This window comes from Owenweeksia hongkongensis DSM 17368, assembly GCF_000236705.1.
Classification (GTDB): domain Bacteria; phylum Bacteroidota; class Bacteroidia; order Flavobacteriales; family Schleiferiaceae; genus Owenweeksia; species Owenweeksia hongkongensis.
The window spans coordinates 2,133,932-2,150,813 of record NC_016599.1 but is presented as its reverse complement, the minus strand read 5'-3'; the positions used below and the strand labels follow the sequence as shown (position 1 = coordinate 2,150,813).

The 16,882-nt window shown below is 40.4% G+C and carries 20 protein-coding genes; 8 read left to right on the top strand and 12 right to left on the bottom strand.

Going from position 1 to position 16,882, the window contains the following annotated elements; genetic code table 11:
• Positions 1-19: 19 nt before the first annotated feature.
• The gene (locus OWEHO_RS17900; protein ID WP_014202289.1) at positions 20-739 is read right to left on the bottom strand and encodes a hypothetical protein; all 720 of its coding nucleotides are present in this window, start codon (positions 737-739) and stop codon (positions 20-22) included.
• Between the two features lie 59 nt (positions 740-798).
• Here OWEHO_RS17900 and OWEHO_RS09635 point away from each other — a divergent pair, with 59 nt between their 5' ends.
• Positions 799-1,392, top strand: coding sequence for a thymidine kinase (locus OWEHO_RS09635; RefSeq protein WP_014202288.1), 594 nt, complete (start codon positions 799-801; stop codon positions 1,390-1,392).
• Between the two features lie 57 nt (positions 1,393-1,449).
• Positions 1,450-3,918: a bifunctional UDP-N-acetylmuramoyl-tripeptide:D-alanyl-D-alanine ligase/alanine racemase gene (locus OWEHO_RS09630; RefSeq protein WP_014202287.1), complete on the top strand. Its 2,469-nt coding sequence runs from the start codon at positions 1,450-1,452 to the stop codon at positions 3,916-3,918.
• A 3-nt stretch (positions 3,919-3,921) separates the two neighbouring features.
• Here OWEHO_RS09630 and OWEHO_RS09625 read toward each other — a convergent pair whose 3' ends face one another.
• The 4 genes from OWEHO_RS09625 to OWEHO_RS09610 all read right to left on the bottom strand — a co-directional run bounded on the left by OWEHO_RS09625 (position 3,922) and on the right by OWEHO_RS09610 (position 8,222).
• On the bottom strand, positions 3,922-4,635 hold the full coding sequence (locus OWEHO_RS09625) for a class I SAM-dependent methyltransferase (RefSeq protein WP_014202286.1): 714 nt from the start codon (positions 4,633-4,635) through the stop codon (positions 3,922-3,924).
• A 44-nt stretch (positions 4,636-4,679) separates the two neighbouring features.
• Positions 4,680-5,594: a DUF6268 family outer membrane beta-barrel protein gene (locus OWEHO_RS09620; protein WP_014202285.1), complete on the bottom strand. Its 915-nt coding sequence runs from the start codon at positions 5,592-5,594 to the stop codon at positions 4,680-4,682.
• A 99-nt stretch (positions 5,595-5,693) separates the two neighbouring features.
• Positions 5,694-6,080, bottom strand: a complete 387-nt coding sequence (locus OWEHO_RS09615) for a hypothetical protein (protein ID WP_041627538.1) — start codon at positions 6,078-6,080, stop codon at positions 5,694-5,696.
• A 255-nt stretch (positions 6,081-6,335) separates the two neighbouring features.
• Positions 6,336-8,222, bottom strand: coding sequence for a M1 family metallopeptidase (locus OWEHO_RS09610; RefSeq protein ID WP_014202283.1), 1,887 nt, complete (start codon positions 8,220-8,222; stop codon positions 6,336-6,338).
• Positions 8,223-8,262: 40 nt separating this feature from the next.
• Here OWEHO_RS09610 and OWEHO_RS09605 point away from each other — a divergent pair, with 40 nt between their 5' ends.
• Complete coding sequence (locus tag OWEHO_RS09605) at positions 8,263-8,625, top strand: phage holin family protein (RefSeq protein ID WP_014202282.1); 363 nt, start codon at positions 8,263-8,265, stop codon at positions 8,623-8,625.
• A gap of 115 nt (positions 8,626-8,740) precedes the next feature.
• Here OWEHO_RS09605 and OWEHO_RS09600 read toward each other — a convergent pair whose 3' ends face one another.
• Positions 8,741-9,322 carry a DUF502 domain-containing protein gene (locus OWEHO_RS09600; RefSeq protein ID WP_014202281.1) on the bottom strand — a complete coding sequence of 194 codons (582 nt, stop codon included), beginning with the start codon at positions 9,320-9,322 and terminating at the stop codon, positions 8,741-8,743.
• The gene (locus OWEHO_RS09595; protein ID WP_014202280.1) at positions 9,319-9,675 is read right to left on the bottom strand and encodes an MmcQ/YjbR family DNA-binding protein; all 357 of its coding nucleotides are present in this window, start codon (positions 9,673-9,675) and stop codon (positions 9,319-9,321) included. The genes OWEHO_RS09600 and OWEHO_RS09595 overlap by 4 nt, the downstream gene beginning before the upstream one ends.
• Positions 9,676-9,755: 80 nt before the next feature.
• On the opposite strand from OWEHO_RS09595, the gene OWEHO_RS09590 reads away from it, so the two are divergent.
• The gene (locus tag OWEHO_RS09590) at positions 9,756-10,475 is read left to right on the top strand and encodes a hypothetical protein (RefSeq protein WP_014202279.1); all 720 of its coding nucleotides are present in this window, start codon (positions 9,756-9,758) and stop codon (positions 10,473-10,475) included.
• Here OWEHO_RS09590 and truB read toward each other — a convergent pair.
• The 4 genes from truB to OWEHO_RS09570 are packed head-to-tail and all read right to left on the bottom strand — an operon-like array spanning position 10,472 to position 13,083.
• The gene (gene truB / locus OWEHO_RS09585) at positions 10,472-11,188 is read right to left on the bottom strand and encodes a tRNA pseudouridine(55) synthase TruB (RefSeq protein ID WP_014202278.1); all 717 of its coding nucleotides are present in this window, start codon (positions 11,186-11,188) and stop codon (positions 10,472-10,474) included. The genes OWEHO_RS09590 and truB overlap by 4 nt on opposite strands.
• The gene (locus OWEHO_RS09580) at positions 11,157-11,972 is read right to left on the bottom strand and encodes an undecaprenyl-diphosphate phosphatase (protein WP_014202277.1); all 816 of its coding nucleotides are present in this window, start codon (positions 11,970-11,972) and stop codon (positions 11,157-11,159) included. Before OWEHO_RS09580 ends, truB begins: the two co-directional genes overlap by 32 nt.
• 6 nt (positions 11,973-11,978) lie before the next feature.
• Positions 11,979-12,203, bottom strand: coding sequence for a DUF3098 domain-containing protein (locus tag OWEHO_RS09575; RefSeq protein WP_014202276.1), 225 nt, complete (start codon positions 12,201-12,203; stop codon positions 11,979-11,981).
• A gap of 1 nt (position 12,204) precedes the next feature.
• A complete protein-coding gene (locus tag OWEHO_RS09570; protein ID WP_041627537.1) occupies positions 12,205-13,083 on the bottom strand; it encodes a cell division protein FtsX in 879 nt (292 codons plus the stop codon).
• A gap of 262 nt (positions 13,084-13,345) precedes the next feature.
• Between OWEHO_RS09570 and OWEHO_RS09565 the strand changes: the two genes are divergently transcribed.
• On the top strand, positions 13,346-13,801 hold the full coding sequence (locus OWEHO_RS09565; protein WP_014202273.1) for an SPOR domain-containing protein: 456 nt from the start codon (positions 13,346-13,348) through the stop codon (positions 13,799-13,801).
• 24 nt (positions 13,802-13,825) lie between these two features.
• Here the strand turns inward: OWEHO_RS09565 and OWEHO_RS09560 are convergent, their stop codons facing one another.
• Positions 13,826-14,206, bottom strand: coding sequence for a response regulator transcription factor (locus tag OWEHO_RS09560; protein WP_014202272.1), 381 nt, complete (start codon positions 14,204-14,206; stop codon positions 13,826-13,828).
• A gap of 167 nt (positions 14,207-14,373) precedes the next feature.
• Between OWEHO_RS09560 and OWEHO_RS09555 the strand changes: the two genes are divergently transcribed.
• The 3 genes from OWEHO_RS09555 (at position 14,374) to nusA (ending at position 16,873) form a co-directional block, all read left to right on the top strand.
• A complete protein-coding gene (locus OWEHO_RS09555) occupies positions 14,374-15,090 on the top strand; it encodes an SIR2 family NAD-dependent protein deacylase (protein ID WP_014202271.1) in 717 nt (238 codons plus the stop codon).
• Positions 15,091-15,161: 71 nt separating this feature from the next.
• Positions 15,162-15,626 (top strand): ribosome assembly cofactor RimP, encoded by a 465-nt coding sequence (gene rimP, locus OWEHO_RS09550; RefSeq protein WP_014202270.1) that lies wholly within the window; start codon positions 15,162-15,164, stop codon positions 15,624-15,626.
• 11 nt (positions 15,627-15,637) lie between these two features.
• Complete coding sequence (gene nusA, locus OWEHO_RS09545; RefSeq protein ID WP_014202269.1) at positions 15,638-16,873, top strand: transcription termination factor NusA; 1,236 nt, start codon at positions 15,638-15,640, stop codon at positions 16,871-16,873.
• The last annotated feature ends 9 nt before the right edge of the window (positions 16,874-16,882 follow it).

Sequence of the window (16,882 nt, the reverse complement as noted above, 5' to 3'; positions counted from 1 at the left end):
TCAAATCTGTTCTCCTGAATTACTCCCCAAATTTCTGCCTCACCCTATCCATAAAGCGCATTTCAAACTCTTCTTTTTGGCTCCAGTCGTACTCAGGTTTTATCATGTTCTCAATAAAATCTTCTGCTTCCTGAAAGCTTTCCAAAGTATTGATTTGGGAAATCACGCGGTTCAAATCTTCCTGCTGACCACCAAAAAGTTGGTTTACAAAAGCTATTCTATCATTTAGGCCTAGCGTAATTGCTCCTGTGCCGTAGCGCTCATTTATTGACGAACTTTTGCTTGGAGTTTTTGGCGCAGAACTTTGACGAAGTACTTCCTCCATTTGCTGTTGCTGTGGAGTTTTGTCGTCTACCAGTTCCTTTTCTATCACCGGGCTTTCGTTTATTGGCTCGGGTTTTTGCTGCACAGGTTGAGGTGGAGCAACCGATTTTGGAGCCTCAGCAATGGGTTCCACTATTTCTGGTTTCTCTTCAACTACCGGCTTTGGTGGCTCTGGTTTTGGGATTTCTTGAACAGGTGGCGGAGCAGGAGCTTCTACTTTTGGTTCAGGTTTGGGCGCTTCTTGTGCTGTTACTTGGGGCACGCTTTGCTTTCGCGAACTCACATAATTGAGCACCAAAAGTTTTTCATATAATGATTGTACCGAAGCCAGTTGCTGCTCGATGTCAGTAGCTTGGGTGTTATTGAGTATATCTTGGCAAATTTCTTCCAGTTCCTTTCTCACATATTCCTCCATAGGGGTGGGTATCTTTTGAGTAGTTTTGTGCTTTGTAAATTAAGGCCTGAAAGTACTAAATGTTTCTTGAAAACCCCGTAAACCAGCACAAACACACCGGATGGATGGAAGTGATTTGTGGTTCAATGTTTAGCGGAAAAACTGAAGAGTTGATTCGCAGACTAAAGCGTGCGCAATTTGCCAAACAAAAGGTGGAAATCTTTAAACCCATGGTGGACACCCGCTACGCGGAAGAGGATGTGGTAAGCCATGATAAAAATGCCATTCGCTGTACTCCGGTAGAAAATAGTTCCAACCTTCTCCTTTTGGGCGATGGTGTGGATGTGATTGGAATTGATGAAGCGCAATTTTTTGATGATGGTATTGTGGAGGTTTGCAATGAATTGGCCAATCGTGGTTCGCGTGTTATTGTAGCCGGCTTGGATATGGATTTTAAGGGAAAACCTTTTGGCCCCATGCCCAACCTTATGGCTACGGCCGAATATGTAACCAAGGTTCATGCAGTATGCGTTCGCACAGGAAATCTTGCCAACTATTCTCATCGAAAGACTACTAATGAAAAGCAGGTAATGCTTGGCGAACACTTAGAATACGAGCCGCTGAGCCGGGCAGCTTTTAATGAATTGTTAGCGGAGGAGAAGAAACAGAAATAGGCTAAGCAAGTACTAAGAATATGACCTGCTTGCATTAATTTAGGCACAAAATAATCTATGGCACAACTCGCGATTTCAAAAATAGCTGAATTGCTAAATGCTGAATTTTCGGCTCTTTATCCTTCTGAAATCGTTACTCGTATTTTATTGGATTCCCGTCAGTTTTCATCGGCTGAGGGTGTGCTGTTTTTCGCTTTGCGCGGAAAAAATCACGATGGACATAAATACATTGAGGATTTAGTAAAGAAAGGTGTCAGTCATTTCGTGGTGGAACAAATGCCTACCCAAACTTTTGATGCCAATTTTGTGGTGGTGCCCGATAGTTTGAAAGCATTACAGGATTTAGCTAAACACATCCGTGAGCAGTCATCGGCTGCTGTAATTGCTGTAACGGGAAGCAATGGCAAAACGGTAGTTAAAGAGTGGATGGGGCAAATTCTGCAAAAGCAGTTTTCTACCTGTCGAAGCCCTAAGAGTTACAACTCGCAAATTGGCGTTCCACTTTCGGTGTGGGAGCTGGAAGCCAAAAATGAGTTTGCGGTTTTTGAAAGTGGTATCAGTGAACCTGATGAAATGGAAAAGTTGGAGAAAATCCTTCAGCCGGAAATAGGAATCTTTACCAATATCGGTTCGGCACACGATGCTAATTTTGAATCGAACTCAGAAAAAATAGCGGAAAAGTTAAAGCTGTTCAAGCATTCCAAGCAATTGGTTTACGAAGCCAACGGAAGCAACTTAGCTAAGCAAATAGAAGTTTTTACGGAAGAAAGAGGGATTCAGCTTTTATCATGGACGCGGGAAAATGGCCCTGCTGATTTAAGAATTGAAGTGAAAATTGAAGAGGCACAAACGGTACTAATAGGTACTATGGACGAGCGTACGCACACTTTACAAATCCCTTTTACCGATGCCGCCTCTATCCAAAATGCGATTCATTGCTGGCGCCTGGGTTTAGAGCTTAGCTTGGATGAGGAGGAGATGAAAAAGTCTTTTGCCAAACTAAACCCGGTGGAGATGCGCCTTCAGATGAAAGCCGGGAGCAATGGCAATATTATTATAAATGACGCCTACAATTCGGATATGGAGTCGCTACGGGTGGCTCTTCATTATTTAGAAAACCAGGCTGGGAATCGGAAAAAGGTTTTAATAATTAGTGAGCTTCAGCAAAGTGGCTTGGCTTCTGAAGAGCTGTTCAGCAGAATGGCCGAGGTGATTAATCGCTTTGAGCTGGATGAGATAATTGCCATAGGTAAGGATTTGAAAAACGGAGCTTTTGCACTGAATTCCACCGCTATTTTTTACCCAAGCACAAAACACTTTTTAAAGAATATTTATAGCCATAGTTTTAAGCAATCGGCTATTTTACTAAAGGGCGCCCGCTCTTTTCATTTTGAAGAAATAAGTTCGGCCCTAGAGGAAAAGTCGCATCAAACGGTACTCAATATTTATATGAACCGAATGGTTTACAATCTAAATTACTTTAGAAGTAAACTCAATGGTGGTACGCGCATTATGGCTATGGTAAAGGCATTTTCATACGGAAGTGGAACGTATGAAATCGCCAATTTGCTACAGTTTCATAAAGTAGATTATTTGGGAGTAGCTTATACCGATGAAGGTGTGGCTTTGCGCAAAGCTGGGATATCGCTGCCGATATTGGTGCTCAATGCTGAGCCATCTTCTTTTCATGATTTGGTAGAGTACAATTTGGAACCAGAGGTTTACAGTTTTCATCAATTAGAAATGCTGGAAAATGCTCTCAAAAATTACAATCTCAGTGAAGCATTTAAGGTGCACCTAAAAGTAGAAACAGGAATGCACCGCCTGGGTTTTGTAGAAGACCAGCTGAAAGATTTAGCGGAAAAGCTAAAATCTCACAGACATATAAAAGTAGCATCGGTGTTCTCACATTTGGCAGCAAGCGATGACCCTGAACAGCGTGACTTTACGCTAGGTCAGGTGGCTAAGCTTAAGCAAATGACGGATAAGTTGAAAAGTGATTTGGGGTATAGTTTCCTTCGTCACATTTCCAATTCCAGTGGAATTTCGCAATACCCTGAAGCGCATTTTGATATGGTGAGGCTTGGCGTGGGCTTGTACGGTATTGGCTCCAATGTGGAGGATAAAAAGCATTTGAATGTTGTGAGTGATTTAATGGCCTCTGTGTCTCAAGTAAAACAGCTAAAAGTGGGTGATAGCGTAGGTTATGGCCGAACCTTTGTTGCTGAAAAACCAACAACTATTGCGGTAGTTTCCATTGGCTATGCGGATGGATTTCGAAGAAGCTTGAGTAATGGTGTGGGCGAAGTGGTCATTAGCGGAAAGCGCTACCAAGTGGTAGGCCGCGTATGCATGGATATGGTGATGGTGGACGTTACCGGAAGCGATGTAGCCGAAGGAGATGAGGTGGAAGTTTTTGGCCCCACCATATCGGTATATGAGCTAGCACAAAAAATGGACACCATACCTTATGAAGTGCTCACCGGAATTTCTTCCCGCGTAAAGCGTGTGTATTTTATGGAATAGTTTTTAGCTTAAAGCTTTATTCCACATAAGTGAAAGACGATGTATTACCTTTTCGGTGATGCTGCGCTTCTCATTAAGTTTTACCTCCTTAAAGTCACGATCCTTTCTAATCATCATAAACTGATAATCGTTTTCTACCCAAATGCTATAGGTTTCAAAAAGGTGCATGAACAGACCATTGTCTTCCACATTTTTGGCAATAGCGGTAAGCGGGATGGGCTGATCGATTACCTGAAGAACTTCGGGCTGATGAATGCGGTCGTACTCTATATATTTTGGGTTTGGAATGTTGATGAGGAGCGTGGTTTTCTCAGTCATAATGCTGGCCAAATTCTTAAAAAGATCAGCGTGGCGCTCAATGGGAATGTGCTCAATTACATCAAAGAGAGTGATAAAATCAAAGTCGCTTTGCTTGGGTGTATAATTCACTACATCGGCCGCATAGCCTTTTATAGCCGGGTTGGAAATGGAGGAGTTTAGCAGCTCAATAGATTTTGGGCTGAGGTCCACAGATTCCACAAGACCTGATTTTACCTTTTTAGAAAGAAGATAAGTCATGGAGCCAATGCCAGAACCGAGTTCCAAAATTCTGGAAGATGATGAGAGGCCATATTTTTTCATTCGCTGGTAAAGCGAAAATATGCGCTCGTTTACACCTACCTTCATTTGGTGCGCTGAAAAGTTGTCGTAAAAGTCTTCGATTTTCTTTTGATCCATGCTCGTTTTACTCTTCCGCCAAAAATAGGTTTTCTGCCGAAAGGCTAGCGCTTTTGGTCATCAAGAAAAAAGCGATAATGAAAACGAAGCTGAAGGATAAAATTATCCTTCTGATCATGGTTTAGCTGGGTGCGGTTGTCATTAAAGGTAGCTCCTGTAAATACAAAATCTACTTTGTCATCCGTGTCAAACATGCGGTAATGGCGAAAAGCAGAATGTCCCAGTTTCAGCATAAATACAAAGTTTTTCGCGGGGCTATAATTCATATATAGAAAAGGCTCCTGTGTAGATTTTACAATGTACTCATTACCGGAATTAAAAAGAGGGTCATTAAGATAATAGGATCGAAGCATGGCGTCAAAATGGATACCGGTGCTAAACTTGTCATTTATTTTATAGTTGATATCGGCATCAATAGGAAGCCTAAAATCCCAAGTCCATTTCTTATTTTCAGATTTATGATAAAAACCAGCCACTACAAATACTGCTGGACCATACAATGCGGAATTGTAAAATGCACCAAAGCGATACTGGGTGCGTTCGCTTTTTTTGTAGCTCACAATTCCGATGGCGCCCATTTGTACATCGTTCCAACCAAAGCCTTTCAGGTCACTGGCAATTTGCGGAAGCAACACATACTGACCACTCCACTTTTCATTGTGCTGCCATAAAACACCCAAGCGCGGACTTATTGTATATAAGTTTAGAACCTCTGTGTTAGGTTCCGGCATTAAAGTGGTGAGTTCGGCATGTACTCCTAGAATCCAAGCATTACCATCGCCAAATGGGCGGGGTACCATTATTTCAGCACCATATTCATTTATGCTAGTGGTGCCATCTACTCCGTCATACCCAGTGTTGGGCGAGGTGGCAAAGTATAGCTTCAAAGGGTCAATATATTCCTGGCTGTAAAGCACAGAAATAAGCAAGGTCATACAGAGTGTGGTGACTACTCTCATGAGGCTTGTGAAATGGAAATAGGGGTGTGTGACAAAACTTTCATTGCTTTATAGTAAAACAATACAAGCCCAAAGTAGGGGCAATTGTTTGCCGCAAAATTAGTCTAAAGTAATTGTGCTTTTACCAGAGGTTTTCTCAATGTGGCAATCACCTTCGTTCAGTACGTAATTTTCACTGGCTACCAGAAAAGAACCTTGGGAAGTAGTCTGATACGCATCGAAACGAAAAGTTGCGGTACCTGAAATTGCGGTATTGTCATCTGCTAAAATGTAAACTCCAGAAGTAGTGGGTGCTAAAATGGTAGTGTCACTAGTTGCCAAATCTATCCAATAAACTTCATTCAATTGAGCGGCAGTACCGTCCAGGTTTTTTACGGCAACAGTAATTCTTTTGAATTCCTCGGTGCAGTTTTCATCGTCTTTGCAAGAAGTAAAGCTAAAGGACAAAACCAATAACAGCATTGAAATTTGAAGGGTGGTTTTCATTTTAATGTTTTTGAGACAATTACTTTGGCAAAAGTATGAAACGGGGAATTGTGGGATTTGTTTTTGAAACAGAGGAGTACAAAAGTGAGAGTTATTGTGGAAGGAACGGGCGAGGGCTTCGCACGAATCAGCTGCAAAACTTTTCCAAAGTTTCAAACTTTGGAAAAGTTATAGAAGAGAAAAGGCCACCTCAATTGAGGCGGCCTTCATTATATCAGTACGATCGACTAATTTACAAGTCAACTAATCACCAATTTACTTCTCCGGATGATAATCCATAAGCTCGTCTAATGTTTCTCTGGAAACTGCGTGATAATTAGGGCGGGCCTTTTTATAAATATCCAAAGCCATATCTTTTTTATCGCTTTCAATCAAAGCTTTGTACGTAGGGGTAAGGAATTTTCTACGGCCCACACTTATCAAAAAGCTTTCTACTTTGCCATACACTGGTTCATAGTTGCTGCGTATAGTGGGCTGAAACCAAGCTGCAGAAATTTCGCTGTTTCCACTTTTAGTAAAGCCATACTCGGTATCAAGTGCTGCAAGTTTCTCAGTACCCATTTCGCGAGGAAGTCCGTTGATGAAATGTAGCCATTCATGAGTAGTCCAGTTTTCTGTAAGCTCTTCCATTGGCAAAATGTCGGTCATTAGCCACTGGCCGCGTGCAGTATCTACCACGTTAAAGCGATTAGACTTTACAACAGGAAGGTTATCAGGAATACCAGTTTCATAAATCCATTCATTAAGTTTAAGCTCATCCATTTGCTCTTTGGTAAGAAGGTTTTCTTCTAAGTAATCCAAAAATTGCTCAGTGGTCATCACGCTAAATTTGTTCATCTCAAAGTAGTTTTTTAGGAAAGCATCAAACTTTTCACGACCTACTTTTTCTTCAATCAAGCGAAGCATAAAATATCCTTTGTTGTAAGGAATTGAGGTAACACCATCATCTGGGTTTCTACCTTTCAGGTCAAGCTTAAGCTTGGTGTCGTTTGGCATAGTTTCCATCATGTCGTGTGCAGCTTCGATAAGCTCTTGGCGGGTAAGGCTGGCCAACATTTCTGAGTAATCCTTACCATATACTTTTTCCATAATGCGATGCTCAAAGTATACTGTAAAACCTTCGTTCAACCAGAAGTCGTCCCAGGTAGCGTTTGTTACCAGGTTTCCGCTCCAGCTGTGTGCCAGCTCATGTGCAACAAGGCTTACCAATGATTTGTCTCCCGCCAAGATAGTGGGCGTAGCAAAGGTTAAGCGTGGATTTTCCATTCCTCCAAAAGGGAAAGAAGGAGGAAGAACGATAATGTCATACTGACCCCATGCGTATGGCCCGTAAAGGCTTTCGGCAGCTTGCACCATGTTTTCAAGGTCAGAGAATTCATAAACGGAAGTGTCAAGCAGGCTTTCTTCAGCATATACTCCGGTGCGAGTGCTGATAGCTTTAAACTGCACATCACCAACTGCCATTGCAAGCAAGTAAGATGGAATTGGCTGTGGCATTTTGAAAGTATACTCTCCGGTTTCGTTACGCTCTTTTGGGTTGTCAGCACTCATCAGAGCAATCATGTCTGAAGGTACTTTTACCTTGGCATCATAAGTAAAACGAATACCTGGGCCATCCTGGGTAGGTACCCAGCTTCTTGCCAAAATAGCTTGTGATTGAGTGAAAAGGAAAGGCTTTTCTTTTCCGGCAGTTTGTTCAGCATCTAGCCATTGTAAGGCGCGTGCATTGTTACCGGTGGTATAAGTTATAGCAACTTTCTTAGCCTCAGGGGTGATGTCAATAGTAAGCGGGCTTCCCATGTTTTCATCAAAATCACCAACAGTAAATTTAGCTTCAGCGCCATCTACGGTTACTTTTGAAACATTAAGGTCAAAAATGTCAAAGGTGATTTGCTTTGCATCTTCTGAAGTTTTGATATCCCAGGTAGCAGTAGCGCTTATGGTTTTGGTGTCAAAGTTTACATTAGCATCCCAGTTGAGGTGTGTTACTACAGCTTCATCTGGTTTAGCGTAGGTATGCACATCTTCTACAGTATGCGTATGAACATGTTCTTCGGCTTTCTTTTCCACGGTTTCTTGATTATTGCATGAAAATAAAAGGGAACTTGCCCCTGCTGCAAACAAAAAGGTTTTAATTTTCATTATTGTTTTAATTTAAAGGCTGCAATTTGCAAATTTTAGTATGAATACACTTATTATAAAATTGATTGTAAACACACTTAGTGTTTTTATTGCCGCATGGATACTTGGCGACTCAGTAGCTTTGAGTGGTTTTGGCACCGCAATTTTGGTTGCTCTAGTGCTTGCGGTTTTTAATGTTACCCTTAAGCCAATCCTCGTTTTCTTCACACTGCCAGCCACTTTGGTCACATTTGGGCTTTTCCTTTTTGTGATAAATGCACTAATAATTATGGCGGCCGATGCGCTGATTAGTGGGTTTTATGTTGCCAACTTTTGGTGGGCTCTGCTTTTTAGCTTAGTCCTTTCGGTAGTTAATGCGATGCTTTTTAGTTTGGGAGATGGGGGACGGAGAGAAAGGGGGTAGTCGTTTCAAGCTCTAAATCCGAAGTTCTAAACTCGAAACAAAATTTCAAAGCATAAATTCTAAAACTCAAATCGCGGGAGTATTGGTTTAAATGACATTCGGGTTTGTTTCGGATTTATTTTTTAGGCTCCAAGTCATCATGAACCGCACGCTCCACTTCAGTAACACCCCCGCTTACAGTGTACTTCATTAAGTCAGACGGATTTACATTTAGAGGCTCCACATAACTAGCAGGAACCAAAAAAACATTCCCAGAAATATTATATGAGTGAGGAAGATACACCGTGATCAAGTCGTTAGAATCAGTTAAGTCTCTAAAATTTTCATTGGTAATAAAACCAAGCCTGCGCACTTCTGAGTTTTCAAAAAGCTTTACTACTACAGGTTTTTTAAAGCTCTTCTTGTCCCCCACAAAAGCGTTCAATAGATCTTTTACTGCAGTGTAAATTACATTAATGAGTGGTGCCCGCTTTAGGGTGCCTTCAAAGAGGTCGCTGATTTTGTCTGAGATTAAATGCCTACCAACAACGCCCATTACTGTGATAAATATCACCACGATAAGTAGACCTAGACCTGGAATTTGAATAGGAATAAGACCATCAATCATCATGAAGGCTTCATAGATTACGTAGAGCGTAACCGTAATAGGAACTACATAAAGTAGACCTTGAAGGAAATATTTAATTAGGCTTTTCATAAATTTTTAAGTGTTTCTTTATCCGCTTTTTTTAAGCTTGCCACTATCAAATCGTAGCTGTTATCAATCCATTCGCGCAGCTGGGCATTACTAAAGGAGCCATCTACACTTACCGTGTTCCAGTGTTGTTTGTTCATATGGTAGCCAGGCTTTACGGCCGAGTATTGCGCTCTTAGTTCCAAAGCTAATTCCGGGTCACATTTTAGATTAACGGAAGTTGGAGTAGCCTCCAAAGCCATTAGTGCAAACATTTTGTTCATAACCTTAAAAACGAGAGTGTCAGGCCCAAATGGAAGACCCTCGGTCACTCCTTTTTTGTCCAGGCAATACTGTCTTATTTCTTCAATATTCATCTTATCACTCTTTGTTTCGAGACCCCAAATTTCACACATTATTATTACTTTTAACTGATACACTTTTAAAGAATTGAAGGATGAGTTGGATGGGAGTGAATTTGGAGCAGGAACTGCGAACTGAGAGACGAAGAAGGGGAAGGAAAAGTGATGATGAAACGCTCCGCCTATTTAAAAAAATGCTGGAGGAGGATGATAAAATGGATGAACGGGTATTAGCCAATATTTTTGATGAAGAAATGTTGAAGCAGTATAATTTGAACCTTCTGGAGAAAGAGAGAATTTACAACTTATCGGATATAAAAAAGCTTTGCATCAATTACAGGTTGCGATTTCTGGACGCATCACTTTTTAGAAATGAAATACCTTATGAAGCCATTTCGAAGATTAAAAAAATACAAAAGCAGCAGGATGTTGAGTTGTCTGGTTTTAAGATTTTAGCTCCGGCTCCAATGTTTAATCTCCAGCGGAAGGATAGAGATCCACTTCTCTTTCTGAATTTAGGAAAGGATAATTTTTATCTAATACACAAATGGGGTGGTGAATTAAATCCTATCAGAAAAATATTAGTCTTTCCTTTTCGAAGTTTCAAAACCATCTTGTTATGTGTGGCTGGCCTGGCGGCACTTTTGGCGTGGAGTTTTCCTGATAGTTTTTTGGGCGGCCAAGCGAACTCAACAATTCGAGTGTTCTGCTTTTTTTACCTGTTTTTTGGGTTTTCGGCACTCACAGTATTATACGGCTTTAGCCGAATGAAAGACTTTAACTCCAATTTATGGAATAGTAAGTATACCGACTAGGCAGTAGGGAGAATAGAATTCACAAACTCCAAAACATCAGTGGCATCGTCAATTTTAGAATCACCAATGCGAGTTCTGCGCAAAGCAGTAAGGTGAGCTCCGGAGTTTAAGGCGATTCCAAAATCATGAGCCAGGCTCCGGATGTATGTCCCTTTGCTACAGCTTACGCGAAAGTGTACATTTTGCCCTTCAATAGCTGTTATTTCAAACTCACGGATGTTCACAACGCGGGCGTTTAGCTTCACATCTTCACCCTTACGAGCAAGCTCATAGGCGCGTTCTCCATCTTTTTTAATAGCTGAAAAAAGTGGTGGAACCTGCTCAATGTCTCCAATAAAGTTTTCGGTGGCCTTGTGAATGGCTTCTTCGGTAATGTGATTGGTAGGAAAGGTTTCATTTACCTCAGTTTCCAAATCATAACTAGGCGTGGTTTCGCCTAGCCGAATAGTGCCTGTGTATTCTTTTTCTTGCCCCATGTATTCATTTATTTGCTTGGTAAATTTACCTGTACAAATAATGAGAAGTCCGGTAGCCAGAGGGTCTAAAGTTCCGGCATGGCCTACCTTTATTTTCTTTAAAGAAAACCGTTTTTTAATAGCATACCTTATCTTGTTGACAGCGTCAAAAGAGGTCCATTCCAAGGGTTTGTCAATAAGTAGCACTTGACCGTTTTGAAAGTCACTAGCCGATTTGGAGGTAGTAGTCAAAAGCAAAGGTTGAAAGGATAGCAAGTGTACCTATAATGAAACAGTACAAAGCGAAATAATTGAGACTGGCACGTTTTACAATGTCAAGCATCCAGGCGCAAGCCCAAAGCCCAGTAACAAATGCACCACCGAAACCTAACATAAGATGCATAGGCTGGATTACAGTAACATCAAAAGCACCATCAAGAATATCTTTGGCCATTTTTCCGAAAATCAATGGAACAACCATTAAGAATGAGAATCGAGCAGCACGCTCTTTGTCCATTCCCAAAAGGATACTGGTAGAAATAGTGGCTCCACTGCGGCTAATCCCGGGCAGTATTGCTATTGCTTGAGCAACACCAATTATTAAAGCACGGCCATAGTTGATGCGCTTTTCACCTGATTTTGCATTGTTGGCAAATATTAAAAGAGCACCAGTAACAAGTAGCATGGCTCCTACTAAAAAGACCTGGCCGCTAAAAAGAGACTCAATAAAATCATTGAAGAACACCCCTACTATGGCCGCAGGTATCATTGATATAATGATACTAATACTCAGTTTACGGTGTTCATTGTCTTTAAATTCGAAAAGGCCGCGAATGATAGCAAATATGTCGTGGCGAAATACAATAATAGTAGCTAGGGCTGTGGCAAAGTGTACTACTACGGTAAAGAGTAGACTTTCTTCAGGTAAGCTATTATCTCCAAAAATGGCTTTGGCAAGTTCCAAATGACCACTACTACTTACAGGCAAAAACTCGGTAAGACCTTGGATTATCCCAAGGAATAAGGCTTCTAATCTACCCATTAAATGTTATTTTCCTTTTACCATTATCGCAAAAACCTCTATCAAAAGGCCGGCTAAGATAAAAATAGGAGCTAAAATTATTCTGGTAAACGAGAAGATTTCAGGATTAAACACATTTGGGTCATCACTACCACCACCGCTCATCAATATATAACCGATTACCATAAGCACGATTCCGCCTATGAGCATCATGTAGTTCTTTTTTTCAAATACAAATGTTTGATTTTCCATATCAGTAGTATAATTGATCTGTAGTAAGTTTTAAATATTTCCTAAGCGCAAAGAAGGTGCAAGACATTGAGATAAGTATCCCAGTCAAAAGCACTCCTGCATAAAGTAAAGCTAGCTTTACTGGGTTCTGCAGTTCAGTAAACCCAGGGACATTAAGGCTAACATAGTAAATTAATAGGGTAAGAAAACCCAAAGCCACAAGACTACCTAGTAAACCATGACGCAAACTACGCCAAATAAATGGCTTGCGAATAAAAGTTTTGGTAGCACCAACAAGCTGCATGGTTTTTATTAAGAACCTTCTTGAATATATGCTTAAACGAATAGAACTATTGATGAGTGCAATTGCGATTAAAGATAGCAGGATGGAGCCTGCGATAAGAAATAGGCCAATACGCTCAATGTTTTCGTTCATCATTTGAATGAGTGGTTTGTCATACACTACTTCATTCACAAAACTCTTCTTGCTATATTCTTTTTCCAAAAAAGTAAGTTGCTCTTCGTTTACATAATCCGCTTTGAGGCGAACTTCAATGCTATTCAATAAAGGATTGTATCCTAAAAAATCCATAAAATCCTCATCGAGTTCCTCTTTTAACTCGGCCGCTGCTTCTTCTTTGGAGATAAACTCGGTTGTCTTTACATAGGGAGTGAGCTCCAGACTTTTTTGAAATTGTCTTACCTCTACTTCAGGAGCATCATTGTTGATAAGGACTGTGATGGCAAAGTTTTCCTTCACCTCGTTGGCGATTACTCTTGCATTAATCACCAAAAGGCCAAACAGTCCAAGCACAAAGAGTACAAGCGAAATGCTTACTACTACTGAGATGTATGAAGATCGAAGTCTTCTTCGTGTAAATTTATCAGGTAAATTGCTCACAGATTATAAATTGCGGGCTAAAATAGAAAATTTTGAAGGCGTAACAGGTTAATGCTTCGTTAAAAGCAAACCTAAAGAAATGCTAAAGAGTAGCTTGTCTTTATAAACTTTTGAGGAAGACATTTTAAGATGCGTTTTGATTTTACGCAGTTCATCGATCTGAAACGTGGGAAGTTCAGGAAATTGTGTAAATATGCAGACCACCTTTGGCTTTGTTAAAAAGTATCATCTTAAAATAGAGTCATTAGAAAGAAGATAATTTATGAGTAAAGGATTGAAAAAGGCTTGGCCCTATATTGTAGTTCTTTTGTTGCTGGCTGCTGTAGCAGTTTTTACTGGGGATGAATTGCCATTTGACATTTTTGGAAATGAGAAGGAGTCGAAAGACTCTATTGAATTACCTGTGGACTCAGCAGTTGTAGATGAGGTGATTCCTGCAGATACAGTGATGGTGGATACTGTATCAATGGAGGTGGAGCCAAAGTTGGTAGATGAAAGCACGGTTAAAGAATGGCGACTAGTAGTTGCAAGTTTGCCTAATAAAGAGCATGCTGAAAGAATTGCAACTTCCTTGGGGGGCGAGGCAAACACAATATATGTGGAGTACTTGGACACCTATAGGGTGGTATATAACAGTTATAGTTCTTTGCCTGAGGCGCAAAATGGATTTGATGAAATAAGCCAGCAATACCCCAAGGCCTGGCTGGTATATTTCTAAGAAAAAAGAATGAACCCGCTTATTCTATTCGGGTTCATTCTTTTTAAGCAATTTTTTAATTCTTGTAGAAAGCTCTTTAGGGCTAAAAGGCTTGGTCATATAATCATCTGCACCTAGTTCAAAAGCTTTTAATACAGCGTTTTCTGAATTGAGTGAAGTAAGAAGTAGAACAGGAGCATGTGATCCTCTTTCTTTAAGGATCTTAAGAAGTTCAAATCCACTGATGAAAGGCATCATTACATCAGATATGATGATGTCATATTGAATTTCGTCAATTTTTTCAATAGCTTTTTCTCCGTCTTCGGCAGTATCTACCATATAGCCTTCTTTGGTAAGCTTAAAGGCCAGAGCATCTCTTATTAGAGGCTCGTCATCTACAATTAGTATTTTCACTTTATCAGTCATCGTTGGTGAGAACAGTATTTTGATACATTCCGCAATTTATAAACCAAAAGAGCAAAACGGATTGCGAATATATTATATATAGTAATTTAAACTATGCATAATTAGATAAGTAACGTAATTTTAGGTTGAAAAATTAATATTTCTAAATAAATTCAGTATTTCCCTATATGAGAAATTTACGGCCAGGATGTCGCATAGTGGTGCTTTCGGGTGCTGGTGTAAGTAAAGAAAGTGGCTTGGCTACTTTTAGAGAGAACAATGGACTTTGGGAAGAACATGACGTGTATGAGGTGGCTACTCCTGAGGCTTGGAACAGAGATCCGGAAGTGGTGCAGCGCTTTTATAATGCCAGAAGAAAACAGTTGTTGGAGGTTTTTCCAAACGATGCACATAAGTATTTAGCAAAGTTGGAAGAGGTATTTGAAGTAGTGGTGGTTACTCAAAATGTGGATGATTTGCATGAGCGTGGCGGTTCTTCAAATGTAGTTCACCTTCATGGCGAGCTAAGAAAGTCGAGAAGTACGTTAGATGAAAGTTTGGTTTATGATGTAGATGGATGGGAGGTAACGATGGAAGAAAGATGTGAGAAAGGAGGTGTTTTGAGACCGCATGTTGTTTGGTTTGGGGAAATGGTGCCTATGATTGAAGCGGCAGCATCTATTGTTCGAAGTGCTGATCTTTTGTTGGTGGTGGGTACTTCGCTTTCAGTGTATCCTGCAGCGGGTCTTTTGCATGAGGCTTCTAGCGATGTTCCAGTGATTTTGATTGACCCAGGTGAATTGAATACTAGTGGGTTGAGAAATGTTCATCATATTAGAGAAAAGGCTACCGTTGGTGTTAAAAATCTGGTATTAAAAATGTTGGAATATCAAAAGGATGGCTAGCTTAATAATAATGTTTATATTTGCGCCCTCAAAGAGAGGGGACCGAAAGTCCCCTCTTTTATTAGCACTACATGATTGATACGGAAAAAGTAAAGGAATTGACAGATGCGGCTATCAAAGAGCAAGGCGCTTTTTTGGTGGAGTTTTCTATTGGTTCTGACAGCAGAATAAAGGTTTTAGCTGATCACCCTGAAGGTATTACACTTGAAAAGTTGACAGCTATTAGCCGAGGTATTGAGCATAATTTGGATAGAGAAGAGGCTGATTTTGCCTTAGAAGTGTCTTCGCCAGGTATTGGTCATCCATTTGTTGTAGAAGAACAATATGCAATGAATGTGGGGCGATTGGTAAAAGTAACACTTCAAGACGGGACAGTGCATGAAGGAGATTTAGCTGCTTACGATGGTGATTCACTCACGTTGACTTGGAAAGAGCGTGTGCCAAAGGAGGTGGGTAAAGGGAAACGAACCGTAGTTCGTGAAGAGAAAATTGAGTTAGAGAGAATTAAAGAAACACGATTAGAAATTAGATTTTAATCAACAGTAAAATGGAAAATCAGGCTATAATAGAGAGTTTTTCTGATTTTAAGGAAGAGAAAAATATAGACAGGGTAACCCTGATGGCGATTATTGAAGACGCTTTGCGTAATCAATTGAAGAAGAAATACGGTGATGACGAGAATTTTGACATTATTGTAAATCCCGATAAAGGTGACCTTGAAATTTGGAGAAATAGAACCATCGTAGCTGATGGTTTTGTGGAAGATGACAACCTTGAAATCGAGCTTACAGAGGCATTGAAAATTGAACCCGACTATGAAGTGGGTGAAGAAGTGTCTGAGGAATTGAAGCTTATTGATCAGGGAAGAAGATTTATTTTGGCTTTCCGTCAAAATCTTGTACAGAAGGTGCAGGAGCATGACAATAGTATTATATACAAGAAGTACAAGGATCTTGAAGGAGAGATAATGACCGGAGAAGTACATCATGTGCGTCCTCGTGCAGTTATTATTTATGATGATGACCAAAACGAACTAGTACTTCCAAAGGATCAGCAAATCCCAAGTGACTTTTACCGTAAAGGTGATACTGTGCGCGCTGTGGTAAAAACTGTTGATCTGAGAGGAAATAAGCCAGTGGTTATCCTTTCGCGTACAAGCGAAAAGTTCCTGGAAAAACTCTTTGAACAAGAAATCCCTGAAGTATTTGACGGGCTTATTATAGTGAAAAACGTGGTGAGAGAACCAGGTGATAAAGCTAAAGTAGCCGTTGAGTCTTATGATGATCGTATTGATCCGGTAGGAGCTTGTGTTGGTATGAAAGGAAGCCGAATTCATGGAATCGTTCGTGAACTTGGAAATGAAAATATTGATGTGATTAATTACACTAGTAACACATCCTTATATATACAACGTGCTTTGAGCCCTGCAAAAATCACTACCCTCAATATTGATGAGGAGAATGGTAAAGTAGAGGTTTTCTTAAAGCCGGATCAGGTTTCTTTGGCAATAGGAAAGCGTGGTTTGAATATCAAATTAGCTGGTAGACTTACTGGTTATGAAATTGATGTGTACCGCGATGTTGATGAAGACGAAGATGTAGAGTTGACTGAGTTTTCTGATGAAATAGAAGCTTGGATCATTGAAGAATTGAAAGCAAAGGGCTGTGATACAGCTAAGAGCGTATTAGACCTAACCGTAGAGGAATTAGTATCCCGCACTGACCTTGAGCAGGAAACTATAGAGGAAGTACGTAGCATATTGAGGTCAGAATTTGAAGAATAAATTAGATTA

Bases quoted from the DNA above. Each gene is read 5' to 3' on its own strand.
- OWEHO_RS09590 (WP_014202279.1), top strand. From the start codon at position 9,756: ATGAGTTGGATGGGAGTGAATTTGGAGCAGGAACTGCGAACTGAGAGA.
- OWEHO_RS09555 (WP_014202271.1), top strand. From the start codon at position 14,374: ATGAGAAATTTACGGCCAGGATGTCGCATAGTGGTGCTTTCGGGTGCT.
- OWEHO_RS17900 (WP_014202289.1), bottom strand. From the start codon at position 739: ATGGAGGAATATGTGAGAAAGGAACTGGAAGAAATTTGCCAAGATATA.
- OWEHO_RS09605 (WP_014202282.1), top strand. From the start codon at position 8,263: ATGAATACACTTATTATAAAATTGATTGTAAACACACTTAGTGTTTTT.
- OWEHO_RS09625 (WP_014202286.1), bottom strand. From the start codon at position 4,635: ATGGATCAAAAGAAAATCGAAGACTTTTACGACAACTTTTCAGCGCAC.
- OWEHO_RS09600 (WP_014202281.1), bottom strand. From the start codon at position 9,322: ATGAAAAGCCTAATTAAATATTTCCTTCAAGGTCTACTTTATGTAGTT.
- OWEHO_RS09620 (WP_014202285.1), bottom strand. From the start codon at position 5,594: ATGAGAGTAGTCACCACACTCTGTATGACCTTGCTTATTTCTGTGCTT.
- OWEHO_RS09575 (WP_014202276.1), bottom strand. From the start codon at position 12,203: ATGGAAAATCAAACATTTGTATTTGAAAAAAAGAACTACATGATGCTC.
- OWEHO_RS09635 (WP_014202288.1), top strand. From the start codon at position 799: ATGTTTCTTGAAAACCCCGTAAACCAGCACAAACACACCGGATGGATG.
- OWEHO_RS09595 (WP_014202280.1), bottom strand. From the start codon at position 9,675: ATGAATATTGAAGAAATAAGACAGTATTGCCTGGACAAAAAAGGAGTG.
- OWEHO_RS09560 (WP_014202272.1), bottom strand. From the start codon at position 14,206: ATGACTGATAAAGTGAAAATACTAATTGTAGATGACGAGCCTCTAATA.
- OWEHO_RS09565 (WP_014202273.1), top strand. From the start codon at position 13,346: ATGAGTAAAGGATTGAAAAAGGCTTGGCCCTATATTGTAGTTCTTTTG.
- OWEHO_RS09610 (WP_014202283.1), bottom strand. From the start codon at position 8,222: ATGAAAATTAAAACCTTTTTGTTTGCAGCAGGGGCAAGTTCCCTTTTA.
- OWEHO_RS09615 (WP_041627538.1), bottom strand. From the start codon at position 6,080: ATGAAAACCACCCTTCAAATTTCAATGCTGTTATTGGTTTTGTCCTTT.
- nusA (WP_014202269.1), top strand. From the start codon at position 15,638: ATGGAAAATCAGGCTATAATAGAGAGTTTTTCTGATTTTAAGGAAGAG.
- OWEHO_RS09630 (WP_014202287.1), top strand. From the start codon at position 1,450: ATGGCACAACTCGCGATTTCAAAAATAGCTGAATTGCTAAATGCTGAA.
- OWEHO_RS09580 (WP_014202277.1), bottom strand. From the start codon at position 11,972: ATGGGTAGATTAGAAGCCTTATTCCTTGGGATAATCCAAGGTCTTACC.
- rimP (WP_014202270.1), top strand. From the start codon at position 15,162: ATGATTGATACGGAAAAAGTAAAGGAATTGACAGATGCGGCTATCAAA.